The 17,020-nt window shown below is 69.5% G+C and carries 11 protein-coding genes, 1 tRNA gene and 1 pseudogene; 8 read left to right on the forward strand and 5 right to left on the reverse strand.

From position 1 onward, the window contains the following. Window positions 1-8 precede the first annotated feature (8 nt). From NXI30_12530 to NXI30_12540, 3 genes are all read left to right on the forward strand, one after another. Window positions 9-680, forward strand: a complete 672-nt coding sequence (locus NXI30_12530) for a thiamine phosphate synthase (GenBank protein MCR9095038.1) — start codon at window positions 9-11, stop codon at window positions 678-680. Window positions 681-850: 170 nt separating this feature from the next. Next, window positions 851-2,275 (forward strand): trypsin-like peptidase domain-containing protein, encoded by a 1,425-nt coding sequence (locus NXI30_12535; protein ID MCR9095039.1) that lies wholly within the window; start codon window positions 851-853, stop codon window positions 2,273-2,275. A gap of 92 nt (window positions 2,276-2,367) precedes the next feature. Then, window positions 2,368-3,891, forward strand: coding sequence for a Do family serine endopeptidase (locus NXI30_12540; protein MCR9095040.1), 1,524 nt, complete (start codon window positions 2,368-2,370; stop codon window positions 3,889-3,891). Here the strand turns inward: NXI30_12540 and NXI30_12545 are convergent. Beyond that, complete coding sequence (locus tag NXI30_12545; protein MCR9095041.1) at window positions 3,888-5,768, reverse strand: tRNA uridine(34) 5-carboxymethylaminomethyl modification radical SAM/GNAT enzyme Elp3; 1,881 nt, start codon at window positions 5,766-5,768, stop codon at window positions 3,888-3,890. The genes NXI30_12540 and NXI30_12545 overlap by 4 nt on opposite strands. A gap of 120 nt (window positions 5,769-5,888) precedes the next feature. Between NXI30_12545 and NXI30_12550 the strand changes: the two genes are divergently transcribed. Together NXI30_12550 and NXI30_12555 are read left to right on the forward strand one after the other, a co-directional pair. Then, window positions 5,889-6,659, forward strand: a complete 771-nt coding sequence (locus NXI30_12550; GenBank protein MCR9095042.1) for a class I SAM-dependent methyltransferase — start codon at window positions 5,889-5,891, stop codon at window positions 6,657-6,659. 54 nt (window positions 6,660-6,713) lie between these two features. After that, window positions 6,714-9,185, forward strand: coding sequence for a protein kinase (locus tag NXI30_12555; GenBank protein MCR9095043.1), 2,472 nt, complete (start codon window positions 6,714-6,716; stop codon window positions 9,183-9,185). A 43-nt stretch (window positions 9,186-9,228) separates the two neighbouring features. Here the strand turns inward: NXI30_12555 and NXI30_12560 are convergent, their stop codons facing one another. The 4 genes from NXI30_12560 to NXI30_12575 all read right to left on the reverse strand — a co-directional run bounded on the left by NXI30_12560 (window position 9,229) and on the right by NXI30_12575 (window position 13,770). After that, window positions 9,229-10,497, reverse strand: a complete 1,269-nt coding sequence (locus NXI30_12560) for a sel1 repeat family protein (protein MCR9095044.1) — start codon at window positions 10,495-10,497, stop codon at window positions 9,229-9,231. Window positions 10,498-10,735: 238 nt separating this feature from the next. Next, entirely contained in the window at window positions 10,736-11,764 is a 1,029-nt protein-coding gene (trpS, locus tag NXI30_12565; GenBank protein MCR9095045.1) for a tryptophan--tRNA ligase, read from the reverse strand. A gap of 61 nt (window positions 11,765-11,825) precedes the next feature. Next, window positions 11,826-12,827, reverse strand: coding sequence for an aminotransferase class IV (locus NXI30_12570; protein MCR9095046.1), 1,002 nt, complete (start codon window positions 12,825-12,827; stop codon window positions 11,826-11,828). A gap of 568 nt (window positions 12,828-13,395) precedes the next feature. Further along, entirely contained in the window at window positions 13,396-13,770 is a 375-nt protein-coding gene (locus NXI30_12575; protein ID MCR9095047.1) for a hypothetical protein, read from the reverse strand. A gap of 462 nt (window positions 13,771-14,232) precedes the next feature. Here NXI30_12575 and NXI30_12580 point away from each other — a divergent pair. The 3 genes and pseudogenes from NXI30_12580 to NXI30_12590 all read left to right on the forward strand — a co-directional run bounded on the left by NXI30_12580 (window position 14,233) and on the right by NXI30_12590 (window position 16,844). After that, window positions 14,233-14,308: transfer RNA gene (locus tag NXI30_12580), tRNA-Thr, on the forward strand. Between the two features lie 126 nt (window positions 14,309-14,434). Then, the gene (locus NXI30_12585; GenBank protein ID MCR9095048.1) at window positions 14,435-15,517 is read left to right on the forward strand and encodes a site-specific integrase; all 1,083 of its coding nucleotides are present in this window, start codon (window positions 14,435-14,437) and stop codon (window positions 15,515-15,517) included. Window positions 15,518-15,767: 250 nt separating this feature from the next. Continuing rightward, window positions 15,768-16,844, forward strand: a pseudogene (locus NXI30_12590) (IS66 family transposase). Window positions 16,845-17,020: the final 176 nt, after the last annotated feature.

Consider the following 17,020-nt stretch of genomic DNA (forward strand, 5'->3'; position numbering starts at 1 on the left):
GCCCCGCGCTGTTCCCGCAGCTCGAAGGCGGCGCTCCGCTCCTCTGCGTCGTCCTCGACGCGGCCGGGTTCGGAACGGAGCCGACGAAGCGCGCGCACGCCCTCTTCGCGGCGGGCGCGGACTGGGTCCAGCTGCGCGACCGGACGGTCGCGGACGCCGCCCTCTTCGCCACCGCTCGGGCGCTGGTCGAAGCACGGGAGCGCGCGCGCGCCGAGGCCGGAGAACGCCGGGAACGCCTGCGCGTCCTCGTGAACAAGCGGGTCGACGTGGCGCTCGCCGCGGGCGCGGACGGCGTCCACCTCGGCTTCGACGCGGTCGGCGCCGCCGACGGGCGGGCGCTGCTCGGCGAGGGCGCGATCGTCGGACGGTCGCTGCACACGGTCGAGGAGATCCGCGCCGAGGCGGCGCGGGCGACCCCGGCGGACTACGTCCATCTCGCCCCGATCTGGAATCCCAACTCCAAGCCGGCGGAGCGCCCGGCCCTCGGCGTCGATGCGCTCGCCGAGGCGGCCCGCGGCGGGCTGCCCGTCTTCGCGCAGGGCGGACTCGATGCCGATCGGGCGGCGGAAGCCGTGGCCTCGGGGGCGGCAGGCGTCGCCGTGACCGGAGCGCTCTCGCGGGGCGCGGATCCGGAGTCGTTCCTTTCCCCCCTCAGACGACGACTCGACGCGCACGGCTAAACTCCGGTTTCTGCTCGTGATTTGCGCGAGCCCGACCGGGGGGAAGCGGAATGGAGCGCGAACCGATCCGCCTTCGGCGGCGACAGACGAGCGTGGCCCGGTTTCGTCCCCCGCGTAGCGGGACGGACGCTCACGCCATCGCCGGCGAGCCGGGCTCCGAGTCGAACCCCATGAACCGAGACCTCCGACGACCGATTCAGAACGCGCGGCTCCTGGCGCTCGGGCTCCGCGCGGCCTGCGCGACCCTGCTCGCCGCGCTCGCCCTCGCCGCCGTCGGGCTCAGCGCCGCGCTCCCCGCGCGGGCGGCGGATCCCTTCCTCCGGCGAACCGCGACCGTGGACGTCGTCGAGCGCGTCGGTCCCTCGGTCGTGAACATCCTCGCGGAGGACGCGGTCCGGCAGGAGAGCCCCTTCCGTTTCAGCCGCCCGAATTCCGACACCGAGTCCGGAGAATTCTTCGGCGCCTTCTACGATCCGCGCGCGCGCGTGGGCAAGACCCTCGGCTCGGGCGTGATCTTCGACCGCGAGGGCCACGTGCTGACGAACGCGCACGTGATCGAGGGCGTGCGCGGGATCCGGGTGGCGCTCTCGGACGGGCGGGTCTTCGCGGCGGACGTCGTGGGCGCCGACGAGAGCAACGACCTCGCGGTTCTGCGGATCCAGATGGAGCCACGCGAGACCCTGCCCTTCACCCGCCCGGGCGAGTCCCAGGACCTGATGGTCGGTGAGCCGGTGATCGCGATCGGGAATCCCTTCGGCTTCTCGAACACGGTCACGACGGGGGTGATCTCCGCCGTCGACCGGACCCTCAACAAGGGCAGCGGCCTTCCGCTCCACGGGCTCCTGCAGACCGACGCCTCGATCAACCCGGGCAACTCCGGCGGCCCCCTGCTGAACGCCGAGGGGCGCCTGATCGGCATCAACTCGGCGATCTGGGGCGGCGCCCAGGGCATCGGCTTCGCGATCCCGATCGATACCGCCCGCCGGATCATCAACGAGCTGCTCCTCTACGACGAGGTCCGTCCCGTCTGGCTCGGCCTCGAGTTCCAGCGGATCGACCCGGCCCTCCAGCAGATCCTCGACCTCCCGAATGGAGCCCGCGGCGTGCTGGTCCAGCGCGTCCAACCCGGCAGTCCCGCCGCCGAGGCCGGCCTCGAACGCGGGGACATCATCGTCGGGGTCGATGGCCGCCGGGTGGCCAGCGCGGCGGCGCTGAACGAGGGCTTCAATCGCCTGACCGACGGACAATCGATCGACTTCGAGCTCTTCCGCGAGGGAGAGATCCTCGAAGCCAAGGCCGTCGCCGCGGAGATGCCCATCGCCGTCGTGTCGCGGATCGCGCACAGCCGCCTCGGTCTCGAGCTCGAGCACACCGAGCGCGAGCAGGCCTACGCGATCCGCAGCGTCCGCGAAGGCTCGGGGGCGGAGGCGCTCGGCATCCGCGCGGGCGACTTCCTGCTGCAGCTGAACGGAGAGGTCCTCCGCGACTACGAATCCCTTCGACGCGGCATCGCCAAGGTCCGCGGCAAGACACGCGCCCTCGTCCTGGTCCAGCGTGGACCCGGCCGATACCATCTCACGATCCCGCTCCAATAGTCTTCGCGCAGGCGAAGACCTGCTCTTCGTCGCGCCCGACTGTCGTGGATCCCTTCCGGGAGGACGCCCTCCCACCCAGGAGCCGACTTCACATGCGACGCAATCTCGTTTCGGGCGCACTGCTGGCGCTCGCCGTCTCCGCCCTCGGCCCCTTCGTCCCGTCGTCCGAGCGCGCCGATCTCGGGTTCGGTCCCGCGACCGCGCGGGCGATCGACTTCTTCGGAAGCGGCGACGAAGAAGACGAAGAGAAGGAAGCCTGGCCCGGCGCGTTCTGGCGCTCGAAGAGCGGAATCGAGAAGGCCCGCCCGGCCGGCATCCCGACCAGCTTCGCGGATCTCGCGGAACGGGTGGCGCCGGCGGTCGTCAGCATCCAGACCCGCGAGACGGTCCGCCTCGACGGGCTCATGATCCCCGGGCATCCGCGCGGCTTCGGCCTCCCGCCCTTCGGCGGCGGCGAGCCCTTCGAGCAGGAGGGGATGGGCAGCGGCTTCGTGATCTCGACCGACGGCTACATCGTGACGAACAACCACGTGGTCGAAGGCGCCGAGGAGATCACCGTCCGTTTCCTGGGCGGCCGCGAGCTCCCCGCCGCGATCGTCGGCCTCGACCCGAAGACGGACATCGCGCTGCTGAAGATCGACCCGGAAGGCGAGCGGCTCACGACGATCGCCCTCGGCGACTCGGAGGCGATCCGCCCCGGCGACTGGGTCGTCGCGATCGGCAACCCCTTCGGCCTCGACCACACGGTCACCGCGGGGATCGTCTCCGGCGTCCACCGCCGCGATCTCTCCGAGTTCGTCCCCCAGTCCTACGCGGATTACATCCAGACCGACGCGGCGATCAACCCCGGCAACTCCGGCGGGCCGCTCATCGATCTGGAAGGACGCGTCGTCGGGATCAACACGCGGATCCGCGCCGAGGCGAACACCCTCGGCTTCGCCGTCCCGATCAACATGGCCAAGCAGATCCTGCCTTCGCTGCGCGCGGAAGGCCGGGCGACGCGCGGCTGGCTGGGGGTGGCGCTCCAGCCCCTGACCCAGGACCTGGCGGAAGCCTTCGGCCTCGACCAGGCGCGCGGCGCGCTCATCGGATCGGTCCTGGCGGACTCGCCTGCGGAGAAGGCCGGGCTCGAGAGCGGCGACGTGATCCTCGAGTTCGACGAGAAACCGATCGACGACGTGCAGTCCCTGCGCCTGATCGTCGCGGGAACGCCCGTCGACAAGACGACGAGCCTCGTCGTCGTCCGAAACGCAGAGAAGAGGACACTCGCCGTCGAGGTCGGCCGGCTCGAGGACGGGCCGGCGCTCTCCTCGGTTCGCGGCAAGGATCCGGAGAACGAGGGCTTCGGGATGCGCGTGCGCGACGTCACGCCGGAGGATGCAGCCCGGCTCGGTCTCGAAGGGGAGGTCGCGGGGGTGCTCGTCGTCGGCGTCGATCCGGGGGGACCGGCGGCCGAGAGCGACGTGCGTCCCGGGGACATCATCGTCGAGCTCGACCGGAAATCCGTCGAAGACGTCGACGACCTCGTTGCAAAGCTCGCGACAGCCGACCGCCCCCTGCTCCTCGTGCGCCGCGGCAACTCGACGCTCTGGGTCCGACTCTCGCGCGCGGGCTAGGGCGTCTTCGTGGCGGAGGCGTCGTCGAGGGCGCGGTGCTGGTAGAGCGTACCGTCGACGAAGCCCTGCTTGCGGTAGTAGTCGCGGGTCCCGATCGCCGAGATGACCGAGAGCGTGTCGTAGCCCGCCGCGCGGGCGCGGTCCGCGGCGCGGTCGAGGAGGCGCGTGCCGAGGCCGCGATGCTGGGCGGCGCCGTCCGGGGCGTGGCCGAGGCGGACGCTGCCGCCGTAGACATGGAGCTCGCGGACGAGGGCGCTCGGACCGAGCTCGTCCACGAAGGACGCTTCGTTCGGGAGCGACAGGCGGAGGAAGCCGACGATCCGGTCTTCCGGCGTGACGAACTCGAGGAAGATCTCTCGCCCTGTGTCGGTCACGTACTCCGTGTCCTTCGCTTCGAGGGTCGCATCGTCGAAGGACGCGCCGCGGATCTCGCGCGCACGGATCTCGACGAGTCGCTGACCGCGCCGTGCGATCTCGTCCTCGGCGATCTGGCGGAAGTTGGTGCGCTTGTTGCCGACCACGATGTCGTCGCTCGAGATGTCGCGGATCACGCGGGTGACCCGGCAATAGCGCGGCACCCGCGGTAGCGCGTCGGCCACGACCTCGAGCAGCTCCACATCCTCGTAGGGGCGCCACTCGCCGCGCTTCCATGGCCCCATCAGCTCCGCCGTCTCGATCAGGCTGCACGGATAGAGCTTGAGCTCGTCGGGCCGGTAGGCCGCGTCCTCGAAGAGCTTCGGGAAGTCCGCGCGGTCGCTCGACGGCGTCGCGCCCAGCAGGTTCGCCATCCAGTGGACGTGGAGCTTGAACCCGGCCCGACGCAATCGGTCGAAGGCGCGCCGGGTCTCGGCGAGACCGTGGCCCCGACGGTTCGCCTCGAGGACCGATTCGTCGAGGCTCTGCACCCCGAGCTGGACCTTCGTCGCTCCGAGGCGACGCAAGCGCACGACCTCCGCGTCGTCGACGTGGTCCGGGCGGGTCTCCAGCACGAGCCCGACGCAGCGGGCGCCGGCGGTTTCGTTCGTGCGCTGAGCGGCTTCGAGGGCCGCCCAGTCGGCCCCTTCGTGTTCGAGGAGGAGCTCGCCGTCCTGGCGTTCCTTGAGAAAGGCCGTCACCCGCGCGTTGTACGGATTGCGATCGAAGGCGTCGCCACGGACGTCGGCGTCGATCTCCTCGAAGTCCGGGGTCCCCGGATCGAACGCCTCGCGCTCGTCCCGGCCCTGCCCGAAGTCGCTCATCGCTTCGAGGCAGCGCTTCACGAACCAGACCTGATACGCCTCGGGATAGAAGGACCAGGTCCCGCCGAGGACGATCAGCTCGACCTTGTCGACGGGATGCCCGGTCGCGTCGAAGGCCGCCAGCCGGTTCCAGGTCTGCAGGTAGGGATCGAAGCGATTGTTCGCGGCCCGCTGGGCGCCGGGCTCGTCGGACAGGTAGCTCTTGGGCATCCGCACGTCATTGGGACAGAAGATGCACTTGCCCGGACAAGGGAAGGGCTTCGTCAGGACCGTGAGCGGTGTGACCCCGCTCCGCGTCCGGACCGGGCGCCGCTGTACGCGCCGGCGGAAACGGGCCTCGTCGAAGCGGAAGCCCGCCTCCGAAGCGAAGGCGCGGAAGCCCGCGATCAGCTGACTGCGCGAGAAGAAGCCGCCGCCGGGTCGGGGATGTCGCCGGAGCAGCGGCTCGATCACCTCCGTCTCGAGCGGCTCGACCACGTCGTCCGGGACCGCTTCGATCTCCCGGAGGAGCGGGAGCAGCGCCTCGCGGGCCGCCGCCGGATCGAAGTCGCGATCCGGCGCACGACCACGGAAGCGGCCGGGCACGCGCGATGCGCCCCCCTCGCCTCCCCGCTCCTGTTCGGCCGCTGCCTTCGACACGCGTCGGTCTCCTCTCCTGGCCGCCCAGGAACGTCGACGGTCGAGTGTAGTCGAACGCGGGCGGCGCCCCTGCAGGCGCCCGGTTTCGCGGCCGGGGTCGAAGCCTAGACTCCCCGCTCCATGGACACGTTCACCCGGCGACAACTCCACGCGCTCTCGCGCGCGTTCTACGACGAGCGGGCCGCCGCCTTCGATGCGAGCCGGATCGATCTGCCGTGGCCCGGATGGGAACGGCTCGCGGCGCTGCTTCCGGAGGGGCGGCCCTCGGTCCTCGACGTCGGCTGCGGGAACGGACGCTTCGCCGCCTGGCTCGCGGAGTCGGGGATCGCCTTCGACTATGTGGGGACCGACGCGAGCGAGGCGCTCCTCGCCGCCGCCCGCGAACGCGTCGCGCCCGCGCTGGCGGAGGCGGGATCGACGGCCGAGCTCCTCGAACAGGACTTCCTCGACGAAGACGACGCGCCCGGCGCGGCGCTGCCTCGCGGTCCCTTCTCCCTCGTGGTGCTGATGGGCGTGCTCCATCACGTGCCCGGCCGGGAGACGCGTGCGGCGCTCGTCGAGGCCGCCGCCGACCGGCTCGCCCCGGGGGGCCTGCTCGCGCTCACCCTCTGGCGCTTCGCCGGACGGCCCCGCTTCGAGAAGCGCCGCGTCGACTGGGCTGGGGTCGGGCCCGTGCTCGGAGCGCCGATCGCGCTCGAGTTCCTCGAAGAGGGCGACGCGCTCCTACGCTTCGGCGAGGACCCCGCCGCCGCGCCGCGCTACTGCCACGAGACCGACGAGGCCGAGATCGCGGCCTGGCGCGACCGGACCGGCCTCGAGACCGTGGCCCTCTTCTCCGCCGACGGTGCCCAGGGCGACCTCAACCGCCACTGGATCGCGCGCAAACCGTAGCTTTTCGGCCTCATCTTCATTCCATGTGCAACTTCGCCGATGTGCATACCGGGTATGCGCATCCTCGAACGAGCAATCCGTGCCTTCGCCATCGGCGCGACCGGTCTCCTCCCGGCGGCGCCCGCTTCCGCGGGCGCCTCCACGGAGGGGCTCGGCCGCTCGCTGGCGACGCTGGCCGACGGCGCTCGATTCGAGGCGCTCATCGGCCCGCTCGAAGCCGCCTACCACGCGTGGGTCGCCTCCTCGAACGGGGCGCGCGAGATCGACGCGTTCCTCGCGAGCGATGCCGGCGCCCTCACCGCCCTCGGCGCGGTGGTCGTCCTCGCGCTCGTGCTCGGCCAGATCCAGCGACGCCGCCGGCGCGACGTCGGGGACCTCACGCTCCATCTCCTCTTTCCGGACGGCGTCGACGGTGACTTCGAGATCCGCCTCGTCCGAAGAAACCGGCGCCGCGACGACCGACGGCCGATCCGACGCGTCGGCGTCCGCCGCGAGACCCAGTTCGACGCCGTCCCGCCCGGCGCGTGGCGCGTCGAGATCGAAGGCCGGCTCCACGCGGCGCAGAGTCGCGCCGAGCTCGCCCGGATCGAGGAGTCCGTCGACGTCGAGATCGCCATCGGCGCCTGCACCGAGCTCGAGCACGCGCTCCCCCCCGTCGAAGCCCCGATCGAGTTCCGCGTCCACTGGGACCGCCAGCCGGCCCACGGCGTCGGACTCGGCCTCGCTTCGCGCCCCGCGACGGTCCGTTATGCGACACAGGTCGGTGTCGTCCGCTCGACCCTGCCCCTCGGTGCACACGCGATCGTGGTCGGAGCCGGCGACCGGATCGTCGAGCGCCCCTGCCAGGTCACGAGCTACGAGCCGAGCGTCGTCTCGATCGACCTCGCCGATGCCGACGGGCTCGTCTTCAAGGGCTGCCCTCCGGCGGTCGGCGCGTTCCTGCAAGGGGACCTCGCCCAGGCCGCGCAGGCCCTGGAACGCGACGGCCAGTCGGGCACGGCGTCTCTCCTCCTCGCGCGCCTGCACCAGGCCCAGGGTCGGACCGAAGCCGCGGCCGAGCAGCTCGAGAACGCCGGCCGCGATCGCGAGGCGGCCCAGCTCCGCAAGGAGATCTCGGACTTCGACCGCGCCGCGGCGCTCTTCGAGAACGCCGGCGAGCTGCGCAGCGCCGCGGAGATGTACGACGCCGCCGGGGCCTTCGACCAGGCCGCCCGGGCGTATGCGACGCTCGAGGACTGGACGGCGGCGGCTCGCTGCTACGAGTCGGCCGGCGATTCCGCCGGGCTGATCGGTGCCCTCGAAGGTCAGGGCGAGATCCTGCGCGCCGCGGCGCTCGCGACCGAGTCCGGCGATCGCGCTCGCGCGATCCGGCTCCTCCAACAGGTCGGCCAGGGCGACGAGGCCTTCGGACGCGCCGGAGAGCTCCTGGCCCTCGCCTACGAACAGGAAGGTCACCTCGACCTCGCCGCGAACCAGATCGAACGCTGCCTCCAGGCCCTCGCGCCGGGCGAGTTCGCCCCGGCCCTCGAGGTCCACCTCGCCGAGCTCCTCGAGGACTCCGGCGAAGTCCCCCGCGCCCTCGAAGTCTTGGGCGCCCTGCGCGACCGCGACCCGACCTATCCCCGCGTCGCCGGGAAGATCGAGGCCCTACGCAAGAAGATGAACGCGGCGAGCCGCCGCGATTCCGGCGCCACGTTCACCCCGCCGGCAGGCGCCACCGCCTTCGTCGCCGAAGAGCGCTACGAGATCCTCGAAGAGGTCGGCCGCGGCGGCATGGGACTCGTCTACAAGGCCCGCGATCGACGGCTCGGCCGCACGGTCGCGCTCAAGCGCATGCCCGAGAACCTGCGCGACCACCCGACCGCCGTGCAGCTCTTCCTGACCGAAGCGCAGGCGGCGGCGCGCATGAACCATCCGAACATCGTGACGCTCTACGATGCGGACCAGGAGAACGGCAGCTTCTTCATCACGATGGAGCTCCTCGAAGGCCTGCCGCTCAACAGCATCCTCAAGGAGCGCGGGCGATTCGGGCCGCGCGACACGGCGCGCCTCGGGCTCCAGGTCTGCGCCGGCCTCCAGTACGCCCACGACGCCGGCATCGTCCACCGCGACATCAAGACCTCGAACCTCTTCATCACGCGCGACCGCGTGCTGAAGATCATGGACTTCGGCCTCGCGAAGATCCTCGAAGCGGTCCGCATGGACGGCTCGACCGTGATCGCCGGCACGCCCTTCTACATGGCGCCCGAACAGGCGAGCGGCAACGTCGCCGACGGCCGCACGGACCTCTACGCCCTCGGCGTGACCCTCTTCGAGCTCTCGACCGGGCGGCTTCCGTTCAGGGAAGGCGACGTCCAGGCGAAACATCGCGAAGCGCCTCGTCCGGACCCGACGCAAGGCATCCCGGACTACCCGGCGAAGCTCGCGATCCTGATCCAGCGCCTCATGTCGGTCGAGCCGGACGGACGACCGGCAAACGCGGCGGAGGTCGCGGCCGCCCTCACGGAGATCGTGGAGGAGCGCTAGTCGGCCTGGTCACCGCGTTCGGGCAGCGACGAGATCGGAACGCCTAGAGCGTGACCGTGTCCGGCGCCGCCGGGACCGGCCCGTCATCCTCGGTCGCGCCGTCGCCCGCCACGGCCGTCTCCGCGGCGATCGCCGCCTGGAGCTCCGCGAGCTCCTTGCCGGCGCTGCGGTGGCCCTGCTCCGCGGCGCGACCGAGCCAGTCGAGGGCTTCGTCGCGGGTGAGCGTGTCGGAGAGCTTGCGGGAGAACATGCCGCCCAGGTTGTACTGCGCCGAGGCGTAGCCCTGGTCGGCGGCCATGCGCCACCAGTGCTCGGCTTCGCTCGGGTCGATGTCGACGCCCTGACCGGTCAGGTAGATCGTGCCGAGCATGTTCTGCGCGCCCGGATGATTGTGCTGGGCCGCGAGCCGGTACCAGCGAAGCGCCTCGTCGAAGCTCTGCTCGACGCCGAGTCCCTTCAGATGCAGGACGGCGAGATTGTTGCAGCCGTCGGCGTCGCCCTGCTCCGCCGCCATCCGGCTCCAGCGCACCGCCTCGTCGTAGCGCTGGACGACGCCGTCGCCCCGCGCGTAGAGATAACCGAGCTGCGCCTGCGAAGGCGCGTGTCCCTGCTCCGCGGCCATCCGGTAGTACTTGACGGCCTCGAGGGCATCGCGCCCGATCAGCACGCCCTCGTCGAAGATCACGGCGAGCCGGTACTGCGAGTTGACGTAGCCCGTCGACGCCGCTTCCCGGTAGCGGGCGATCGCCGCGTCGATGTCGGCGTCGGCGCCGAGGCCCTGCTCGTGGGCCTCGCCGAGCCGATGCACGGCGCCGACGTGGCCCAGGTCCGCGGCCTGCTTCCAGAATTCGACGGCCATGACGGGATTCGGCGGGGCGCCTTCCCCGGTCTTCGAGAGCTCGCCCAGCATGAAGTAGGCGGGCGCCTGTCCGGCCTGGCCTGCGCGACCGAGCCAGCGACGCGCCGCGGCGACGTTCCGGTTCTGGCCCTCGGCGGTCGCGAGGACGATCCCGAGATCGCTCGCGGCCTCGGCGTTCTCCGCCTCGGCGGCCAGCGTGAGCCAGCGGAGCGCCTCGGACTCGCGGCGCGCGCGCTCGGCGCCCTCCGCAGCCGGCGCATTGTCCTTGTAGAAGCGTCCGGCCGCGAGCTGGGCCGCGACGTCCCCGCCCTCGGCGCGCTCGAGGAGCGACGGCGCGGGATCCGCGCCAGCGGCGTCGCCGTCCCGCTCGGCCGAAATCTGGTTGCACCCCACGAGCGCCAGCAGCGCCGCGAGCACGAGCCCCCGTCCGAGTCCGATCCAACCGATCCGCATACCGCTCTCCCCGCGCAGCCGTGGATGGCCGCCTCCTCTTGCCCCATCGGTGCTTCGGAGTTGCGGGTTGAGATCGGATTGCACCCACGCCGAGGGCGATCCCCAACGACGGGAGGGCGTCCAGAGTGCGCCGATTTCGGACGCCTCGGACCGAAGCCGACCGCAGGCGGACTCCCGTCCGTCGAGGACCGGTGAAGGGAGAAGCGTTCGAAGGCGGCGTGCTATGGGCGGCCGGTCGCTACCGAGGCGGAACGCCCAGCCCGGCCGCGCGGCGGCACTCTTCGAGGATCGGCATCGCGAGCGCGCGGGCGCGCTCCACGCCCGCACGGAGGATCGCCTCGACCTCGTCGGGCTTCTCCGCGTACTGATCGCGCCGGGCGCGCATCGGCTCGAAGTAGTCCATCAGGCGCTCGAGCAGGTCCTTCTTGACGTCGCCGTAGCCGAGCCCGCCGGCCGCTGCGCGGGCGAACATCTCTTCCTGCTCGGGCTCGCTGGCGAAGAGGCTCCAGATCTCGAACACGTTCTGGTTCGTGTCCTTCGGATCCTCGACCGGCGTCGAGTCGGTGACGATCCCCATCACGGCCTTCTTGATCTGCTTCTTCGAGCCGAACATCGAGATCGTGTTGCCGTAGCTCTTCGACATCTTGCGGCCGTCGGTCCCGGGGACCGTCGCGGTGTCCTCGAGGATGTAGGGCTCGGGCAGGACGAGGACGTCGGTGTCGTAGTAGTTGTTGAAGCGGGTGGCCATGTCGCGGGCCATCTCGATGTGCTGCTTCTGGTCCTTGCCGACGGGGACGAGGTGGGAGCCGTAGAGCAGGATGTCTGCCGCCATCAGCACGGGATAGGTGAAGGTCCCGTGGTCGATCTCCTCGCCCTTGTCCTGGGCCGCCTTGTAGGCGTGGGCCCGTTCGAGGAGGCCCATGCCCGTGACCGAGGAGAGCATCCAGGTCAGCTCGGTCACCTCCGGCAGATCGCTCTGGCGGAAGAGGATCGCGCGGTCGGGATCGAGGCCGGCGCCGAGATAGTCGAGGGCGACGGCCAGGCTGTTCTTTCGCCGTTCCTCACCCTTCCGCACGCTCGTCATCGAGTGGTAGTCGGCGATGAAGTAGAGCGCCGTGTCGTGCTCGTCCTGGAGGGAGACGAACTGGCGAAGCGCGCCGAAGTAGTTGCCGAGATGGAGATTCTCGCCGGTCGGCTTCGTGCCGGAGAGGACGATCTGCTGCCGCTTCGGGGGCCCGGCTGCTTCTTCTTTCTTCTTCTTGGACATCGTGATGGATTCGTTTCTCGGGATGCGTCGGAGTCGGGCTCCGGGTGTAGCGAATCGTCCCTCAGCCTGCGGCGGGGGTCAGCCAGTGGGCGAACTCGGGATCCTCGCCCGCGGACGCCCGCTTGAAGCGATCGCGCAGGGCCTGGGAAATCGGTCCCGGACAGGCGCCCAGGGCCTTGCCGTCGACGGACTCGATCGGCCAGACGCCGGCGGTCGTGCCGGTCAAGAAGGCTTCGCTCGCGTCGAGCAGCGCCGCGGGCCCGAGCGCCCGCTCGTGGACGTCGATCCCTTCGGCCTTCGCGAGCTCGAGGACGGAGCTCCGGGTCACGCCGTGGAGGACCTTCTTCGCCGGCGGCGTCACGAGCGAACCTTCGTGGACGAAGAAGAGGTTCGAGGTCGGGGCCTCGGCGAGATGGCCGTCTTCGTCGACGAGCACGATCTCGTCGTAGCCGTCGGCCCGCGCGCGGGCCTTCGCGGTCATCGGCGACGCGTAGTTGGCGCTCACCTTGGCCTGGGGCGGGACGATGTCCTCGCGGCGATTCGCCCGCTCCTTCTCGATCCAGAGCTTGATCGTCCGGGGCTTCGGCGCGGGCTCGACCGGCAGGCGCGCCTGGATGTCGGCGGCCGGGTCGTAGGCCGCGACGGCGACGGTCACGTGGCTGTCCACGGGGATCACGTCGATCTCGACCGACGCGAAGTAGGCGCTGATCTTGACTGCCTTGGCGCCGGGGTTCGCGACGACGGTCTCGCGGATCGCGGCGGAGATCGCCTCGGCGTCCTGCTCGACCGGGAGCCCCATCAGCGCGCAGGATTGGAAGAAGCGCTCCACGTGCGCCGCCAGGCGGAAGATTGCGAGCCCCGCGGGATGACCCGCGGCGTTCCCGGCGGCCAGGTCATGAACGGACATGTAGTCGAAGACCAGGGAGCCACGCTGAACCGCGTGGGAGAGGACGTGGATCGTCGCATCGCCCCAGGGCCGCAGCTCCCCGTCCAGCCAGATGAGGCGGTCGGGCGCGCTGTTCGTACTGTCAGAACCCGAATAGACGGAACCCGTTGAACTCAAAGGGTTTTCTCCTCACATGGGGCACGCGCGGGGCGTCGGCGCGGCCGTGAAGGTATCAGATGGGAAGCCCTCGCCCGCCTCCCTGGGCGGGTCCCCGCGACGCCCGGCCCGGGCGAACGCGCCGTGGGGGGAATTTTCAGTGCCACGCGAGCCCCACTCGCGTCTACATCCCTTTACGAAGCTCGCGATCTCCCCGCGCCGAAACGGGGCCGGGTCGCGATTGAGGCGCTTCTTTTCTCCTCATCTCTTTTAGTAAGAGCCCGAACTCACGGAGGACCACACGATGAGCCGAGCCATTCGAAAGGCCAGCAACGTCGTCGTCGTCGCTGCCCATCTCTACCGAGAGCTGGCAGTGTCCGCGAGCGATCTGTTCCGCGCGGAGACCTACCGCTAGCGCGAGGTCCCCGAGGCACGTCACATCTGGATGTGAATGCGCCCGAGCACTGGATACGGTGCTGGAACACACGAGACCCGGTCCGGTTCCTCTCGAGGAAGCCGAGACCGGGTTTTCGCGTTTCGGGGCCGGCTGGACCGGGCCGGACCGGCGAGGTCCCGGCCGGGACGCGCCTCAGCCCGTACGCCGGGCGGGGTCGGCGACGGGTGCTTCCTGCGCCGTCGGCGGCGCCGCGTAGCCGTCTCCCGCCACGCCCACTTCGGCACCGGCGTCCTGGCTGTGGAGCGCCGCGTAGGCATCGAGGGTCTGCTGCTTCCGCCGTTGGGCAGAGACGGCCGGCTGCTGCTCCGCGACCCAGGTCCGGGCGGCGAGCGCGATCGCGAAGAGGAAGGAAGCGACCGCGATGAAGAGGAAGTCGATCGGCGAGAGCGTGAGGATGGTCGGCTGCCAGCGGGTCAGCGCCGCGATCGCCTTCAGGACGAAGCCGATGGCGAGCGACGACCATCCAGCCAGGATCAGCATGTCCATCAGAGGAAGCACAGGCAGCATCGGTCTCTCCGCGTTTCCGGTTTTCCCGGCTCTTCGAACGCCTTGGGGTTCTGGGCCGCGGCGTGGTCTCCGCCTGTCAGCCGCCCCTCAAGCTCGTCCCCTCCCCTGCCGACCACTCTAATCCGCGCGAGGTGTCGGGGTCAAACGGACTGTCGCACCTGCCTGTGAGTCGCACACGACTCGCCGGTTCGTGAGCCGAATCGCCCCACCCGGATGGCGGGCCGGAAGCCTCGCGCTACATTCTGCGCCCCGATGGCCCCCGAGGTCATCAAAGCCCCACCGGATCCACCGGCCGAACCGACGAAGACCGTCGCAAAAAGCCAACGCGCGTCCGGGACGCGGGCAAAGCCCTAGAGGACACACGGAAACGAGATCTCGCGATTCCCTCCCTCCCAGCGAGGAATCAGAATCGTTCGCGGGCGACGGCCGGCGAGGCAACGAGAGAACGGGACCGTACCCGGGGCCGACGTAGCTCAGCTGGTAGAGCAGCTCACTCGTAATGAGCAGGTCGTCCGTTCGAGTCGGATCGTCGGCTCCATTTTTCCTCTTCAAAGTCAGGTAGATGGAGATTCCTCCCGCCCGGCACGGCTCGTCTATGTGTGACGAACTGTGACGCGAGCGGCCTTAGGCCCGGACTCCGGGCACCTAGGGAAGGAATCTGCACATGGCTGAGGTCACACCGCGTCACAAGCGAGGCACGGTTCGTCGGCGCGGCAACCGGTGGCAGGTCGACGTTGTGGTGGATGGCCGTCGTGTTCGGCGGAGCGCGCCAACGCGCGACGCTGCGAATGAGTTGCTCGACCAATTGCTCACGCGGATCAACGCCCAGGACCACGGCGCGTCACCGATCGACCACGGAGAGCAGGCCGCCGACCACACTGAACCGACGGTTTCTCTGGTCCTCGAGCGATACCTCGCCAGCACTCGGCTCCATTGCCGACCCCGTACGATCAGGACGACCGAAGCCGCGATCCAGCGGCTCGACCAGTTCTTCGCGCAAGCGCTTGCGTCCAGTCTCTCTAGGACTGAGATCGATCGGTATGCCGCCGCCCGGCTGCGCGACGGCGTGGGGCCGCATACTCCGAATCGCGAGCTCGCCTGCCTGCGGGCTGCCTTGGTTCAGGCGCGAGACGATGGACTCATTGAGCGAGCACCGCGGATTCGGATGCTTCGAACGGTCCGGGCGGTGCCTAGAGTCCTCTCGAAGCCGCAGATCAAGCAGCTAGTCACCGATACCGGCGAGTTCTCGGTCGTCTTCGCACTCGCGGCCGGAGCGGGACTTCGCGCAGCGGAGATGCGCTGGCTCACCTGGGCCGACGTCGATGCACCACGAAGCTCCATCATCATTCGAGCGAAGGGGACCTGGCGGCCCAAGACACATGCCGAGCGCGAGGTGCCTATGTCGCCGCGACTCGCTGAGCGACTCCAAGCGCACCGCGCGGCTCGAAGTTCGTCAGAGGACTGGGTACTGGCCGTTCCTCGGCACCACGGACAGTGGAGCGAATCGGGCCTCAGTCACGCCGCAAGACGGCACGCCCAGGAAGCGAAAGTCTGGGCACCGGGCTGTAAACCGCTCCACGACCTCCGTCGATCCTGGGCGTCCCACCTCCTTGCTGCGGGCACGCCGATCGACACTGTTCGTCGCCTTGGCGGATGGGCCAGCAACTCGACCCTCGAACAGTTCTATCTAGCTCCAACTACCGAGTCTCTCGACAAGGCGACGCGCGCCAGCAGAGACCTTCTTTAACAGCGACTGAATATCACGGGGAATAGATCCGAGAAACATCCCGAACCCACCGACCGGATCGCTGGCATTGAACTGCTCCTCCGGGAATGCACGGCGAGATGGCCTTGGAGTCAGCCTGTGGACTCGACCTCTCGCGAGCGACGCTCGCGCACTGGATGGTCAAGATGGGCGACCTGGTCGAACCGCTGGTTGATCGGATCACAAGCATGAGATCCGCGCCTACGACTTCGTTTAGTGCGATGAGACGCCCTTCCAGGTCTTGAAGGAGCCCGGGAAGACGGCCCAGAACCAGTCCTATCTCTCGGCGCTTCGCGGCGGTCCTCAGGAGCACCCGCTCATCTACTGTGAGTACGACCCTTCGCGGAGCGGTGAAGTGCCGAAGCGGCTGCTTCGCGGGTTCGAAGGGTTCCTGCAGACGGACCGCTACGAAGGCTATGCCGCGATCGGACGCGAACCCAAAGTCGTGCACGTGGGCTGTTGGGCGCACGCGCGACGGAAGTTCGACGAGGCGCTTCGCGGACAGAGGTCGAAGAGCAGGAAGAGTTCGAAGAAGACGGCGAAGGAGAGCGTGGCGCGAAAGGCGATGGGCCAGATCCAGGCGCTGTATCGGATCGAGAGGAAGCTCAACGACGCGTCTGCTGAGGAACGTCACCGCGTGCGGCAGGCCGAGTCTGTGCCGTTGGTCGAGGCGCTTCGCGCCTGGCTGGACGACTCGATCGACCGAGTCCCGCCGCAAAGCCTGACCGGGAAGGCGATGGCCTACCTCGACCGTCAGTGGCCGAAGCTCGTTCGCGTGTTCGCGGATGGCCGGATCCCGCTCGACACGAAACGCGTTGAGAACGCAATCCGACCGTTCGTGGTCGGACGGAAGAACTGGCTGTTCGCCGACGCGACGGCGGGATCTCGAGCCAGCGCCAACCTTTACGGGCTGGTCGAGACGGCCAAAGCGAACGGGATCGAGCCTTGGGCGTATCTGCGGCACGTGTTCGATGCCCTGCCCAGGGCGACCTTGCCCGATCAGGTCGAGGCGCTGCTGCCCCAAAGCATCGATCCGGCGCTCATCCGGCACCCGGCCGCAGGACGTAGTTCGTCGAGCGCTTACCCTACTACCTCCATTCTGGAAGCCCAAAGTGGTGCAGGAAAACGCAGCACGTCACTCCGATCGTTGACAAAGGGGATAGGCCTTCGAAACGGCCCAGCTCACCTAGTCTACTTTCTGGGGGACGGGAGGGCAGAGCACCCGAAATCGTCGTTTCTCCATCGATGCGCAAAAACTAGTAGGTGGCTGTTGAGTAGCTCAGACCCATCAGCATCGAGATTCGTCTAGGCCACGACTCTCTTGCCACCGCGACGAGCTCCTCTACCGCCTAGTTGATCAGCCTCAGGCGACGGAGCTCGCGGCAGCAATTACTCGGCGACGTGACCTCAGGCGGAGGCAGCATCAGCCTCGGTCAGCAGATAAACGCCGGTAGCAGGGTCACGAGCGCCCGCATCGGTCACGTG

Source organism: bacterium (assembly GCA_024742285.1).
Taxonomy (GTDB): Bacteria; Myxococcota_A; UBA9160; order UBA9160; family UBA4427; genus UBA4427.

Excerpts from the sequence above, each read along its gene's own strand:
- NXI30_12575 (MCR9095047.1), bottom strand. The coding sequence starts at position 13,770 with ATGCTGCCTGTGCTTCCTCTGATGGACATGCTGATCCTGGCTGGATGG.
- trpS (MCR9095045.1), bottom strand. The coding sequence starts at position 11,764 with ATGTCCAAGAAGAAGAAAGAAGAAGCAGCCGGGCCCCCGAAGCGGCAG.
- NXI30_12585 (MCR9095048.1), top strand. The coding sequence starts at position 14,435 with ATGGCTGAGGTCACACCGCGTCACAAGCGAGGCACGGTTCGTCGGCGC.
- NXI30_12535 (MCR9095039.1), top strand. The coding sequence starts at position 851 with ATGAACCGAGACCTCCGACGACCGATTCAGAACGCGCGGCTCCTGGCG.
- NXI30_12540 (MCR9095040.1), top strand. The coding sequence starts at position 2,368 with ATGCGACGCAATCTCGTTTCGGGCGCACTGCTGGCGCTCGCCGTCTCC.
- NXI30_12555 (MCR9095043.1), top strand. The coding sequence starts at position 6,714 with ATGCGCATCCTCGAACGAGCAATCCGTGCCTTCGCCATCGGCGCGACC.
- NXI30_12550 (MCR9095042.1), top strand. The coding sequence starts at position 5,889 with ATGGACACGTTCACCCGGCGACAACTCCACGCGCTCTCGCGCGCGTTC.
- NXI30_12560 (MCR9095044.1), bottom strand. The coding sequence starts at position 10,497 with ATGCGGATCGGTTGGATCGGACTCGGACGGGGGCTCGTGCTCGCGGCG.